3 protein-coding genes are annotated in these 3,296 nt (G+C 47.0%); all 3 read left to right on the forward strand.

The features are described from left to right. The first annotated feature begins 115 nt into the window (after nt 1–115). Nucleotides 116–694, forward strand: a complete 579-nt coding sequence (rsxA, locus tag IQR33_RS13400; protein ID WP_005380762.1) for an electron transport complex subunit RsxA — start codon at nt 116–118, stop codon at nt 692–694. Nucleotides 695–697: 3 nt separating this feature from the next. Beyond that, nucleotides 698–1,294 (forward strand): electron transport complex subunit RsxB, encoded by a 597-nt coding sequence (gene rsxB / locus IQR33_RS13405; RefSeq protein WP_005380760.1) that lies wholly within the window; start codon nt 698–700, stop codon nt 1,292–1,294. An 8-nt stretch (nt 1,295–1,302) separates the two neighbouring features. Beyond that, the coding region (rsxC, locus tag IQR33_RS13410; RefSeq protein ID WP_228013887.1) for an electron transport complex subunit RsxC at nt 1,303–3,296 on the forward strand (1,994 nt) is incomplete at its 3' end.

Consider the following 3,296-nt stretch of genomic DNA (forward strand, 5'->3'; position numbering starts at 1 on the left):
CATCAATTAGACGACTATTTTTCCATCGTGTATGTAAAACCACATCGTTCACTGGTTGTTATTGGTGTCACAAAACACGATAATATCAAGATCGGATTTTAAGAACGTAATAACTATGACCGAATATGTTTTGTTGTTGGTCGGCACTGTGCTGGTGAACAACTTTGTACTGGTGAAGTTTTTGGGCCTATGTCCTTTCATGGGTGTGTCCAAAAAACTGGAAACAGCAATAGGTATGGGCTTAGCGACAACTTTTGTGCTAACGCTCGCGTCAGTGTGTGCGTATTTAGTGGAAAGCTACATCCTTCGTCCACTAGGTATTGAGTACCTTCGAACCATGAGTTTTATTTTGGTGATAGCCGTTGTGGTGCAGTTCACCGAAATGGTTGTGCACAAAACCAGCCCGACGCTTTATCGCTTGCTTGGCATTTTCTTACCGCTGATCACAACAAACTGCGCAGTATTGGGCGTGGCACTTCTTAACATTAATGAAAACCATAACTTTATTGAATCGATCATCTACGGCTTCGGCGCCGCTGTTGGTTTCTCATTGGTGTTGATACTTTTTGCATCCATGCGAGAGCGCATAGCCGCCGCCGACGTTCCTGTACCTTTTAAAGGTGCATCAATAGCAATGATTACAGCAGGTTTAATGTCACTCGCCTTTATGGGCTTTACAGGTTTGGTGAAGTAAGCGATGAGTACGATTTTAATTGCGATTATCGCGTTAGCGGTTCTGGCTGCGATTTTCGGCGCGATACTTGGTTTTGCTTCTATTCGCTTTAAAGTTGAAGCGGACCCTATTGTGGATCAAATCGACGCCATTTTACCGCAAACTCAATGCGGTCAATGTGGCTACCCTGGTTGCCGTCCTTATGCTGAAGCAATTGCAAATGGCGACCACATCAACAAATGTCCCCCTGGAGGCCAGGCAACAATCGAAAAGCTCGCCGACTTAATGGGTGTTGAGCCAGAAGAATCTGCGCACGATCTCGACAGCAAAATTCCAACCGTTGCGTTTATTCATGAAGACATGTGTATTGGCTGCACTAAGTGTATTCAGGCGTGTCCGGTGGATGCAATTGTAGGCGGAACAAAGGCGGTCCATACCGTAATCAAAGACGAATGTACGGGCTGTGACTTGTGTGTTGCCCCATGTCCGACTGATTGTATTGAAATGATTCCTGTGGCAACGACCACAGAAAGCTGGAAGTGGCAACTTCACTCCATTCCAGTACTTAACATTACGGATGCTGCCGACAATGCAGCGAACGTGAAAGATTCAATTAAGTAAGGTTTCACATGTTGTCTTTGATTGAACAAATTCGTACAGGCGCGCTTTGGGATTTCCCAGGTGGTGTGCATCCGGCAGAAAATAAAAAGCAGTCCAACAAAACTGAACTCGCTCATGCGGCTATCCCGTCAGAAATTGTATTGCCGCTAAAACAGCACATTGGTAAAGCGGGTAACCTACTGGTTGCCGAAGGTGACTACGTATTAAAAGGTCAGCCATTAACGCAATCGGAGACCGGCTTTACGGTTCCAGTGCATGCTCCAACATCAGGTACGCTCACCGCGATTGAGCCACGAACTGTCGCGCACCCTTCTGGGTTAAGTGAGTTGTGCGCAGTCATCACGCCTGATGGGAAAGATGCATGGTGTGAAAGAAATCCCGTCGCAGATTACCAACAAGAAACCCCTGACGCACTGATTGATATTATTCGTCTCGCTGGTATTTCTGGTATGGGTGGCGCAGGCTTCCCTACTGCAAAAAAAATCCAATCAGGTTTTGCTCGTACCGAGATTCTTATCGTTAATGCAGCAGAGTGCGAGCCATACATCACGTCTGATGACAAGCTCATGCAAGAATATGCCGAAGAGCTTATTCAAGGTATCGAAATTGTCGAACATATCCTGACACCAAAGCTCACGATTATTGGCATTGAAGACAACAAGCCAGAAGCAATCAAAGCGCTAGAAGCTGCGGCTATAAACAAAGATATCGTTATTCGCGTTATCCCGACTAAATACCCTTCTGGCGGTGAAAAACAGCTGATCAAAATTTTAACCAATAAAGAAGTACCAAGTGGCGCGATTCCAGCCGATATTGGTATTTTGGTTCAGAATGTTGGTTCTCTTTACGCTATAAAACGCGCAGTCATCGACGGTGAACCGATGATAAAGCGCATCGTGACTCTCACTGGTAAAACCTTCAAACAACCACGCAACGTTTGGGCATTGTTAGGGACACCAGTACAAGCACTGTTGGATGAGTTTGGCTATAAAGCAGATAAGAAGTTACAGCGTTTAATTATGGGTGGGCCAATGATGGGCTTTACCCTTCCTCACTCCCAAGTGCCGATTACCAAGACAGCAAACTGTATCCTTGCTCCGACTCGTCGTGAGATCTCTCCGCACCAGTATGAGATGGAATGTATTCGCTGTAGCCAATGTGCAGAAGCGTGCCCTGCTTCGCTGCTGCCTCAACAACTGCAATGGCATGCAAAAGCTGAAGAGTATGACAAACTCGAAGAATTAAACTTAAAGGATTGTATCGAGTGCGGCGCTTGTGCGTTTGTATGTCCAAGTGAAATTCCGCTCGTACAGTATTACCGCCAAGCAAAAGCGGAAATTCGCACCAGAACACAAGAAGCGGAAGCTGCTGAGCGAGCGAAGCTGCGTTTTGAAGAGAAGAAAGCGCGTATGGAACGCGAAAAAGCAGAACGTGAAAATCGCTTTAAGAAAGCAGCCGATCAGCGCCGTAAAGACATGAAATCTTCTGGTGGTGATGATGCGATTGCAGCAGCGATCGCACGAGTGAAAGCTCAAAAGACAGAAACAACAGAAAAAGCAGAGCCAGCCGTTAAACCTGCCGTAGCGGCAGCCATTGCCAAAGCGAAGGCAAAACAGGCCGCAGCCGCTAAAGCAGGCTCTAGTGAACCTGATAACTCAGAAATGGCAAAACTGCGCGAAGAACGCAAACGTCTAGCCCGCGAACGTAAAGCACAAAAAGAGCAAGGCGAAACGCCAGACAATAACGCTGATGATAAAAAATCGGCAGTTTCGGCCGCCATCGCCCGAGCTAAAGCGAAAAAAGCACAACAAGAAGATTCAACTGAATCCGTAGAATCGGAAACGTCTGCACAGCAAGACGGCGATCCGAAGAAAGCCGCGGTTGCTGCTGCCATTGCACGTGCCAAAGCACGCAAAGCGAAGCAAGCAGACTCAACTGAAGCGGAAGAAGCTGAAGCACCTGCTGAGCAAACCGACGATCCGAAAAAAGCCGCCGTGGCTGC

The organism is Vibrio sp. OPT46 (assembly GCF_015163535.1).
Lineage (GTDB): Bacteria > Pseudomonadota > Gammaproteobacteria > Enterobacterales > Vibrionaceae > Vibrio > Vibrio alginolyticus.

Coding starts and splice junctions, on each gene's coding strand:
- rsxA (WP_005380762.1), top strand. CDS start 116: ATGACCGAATATGTTTTGTTGTTGGTCGGCACTGTGCTGGTGAACAAC.
- rsxB (WP_005380760.1), top strand. CDS start 698: ATGAGTACGATTTTAATTGCGATTATCGCGTTAGCGGTTCTGGCTGCG.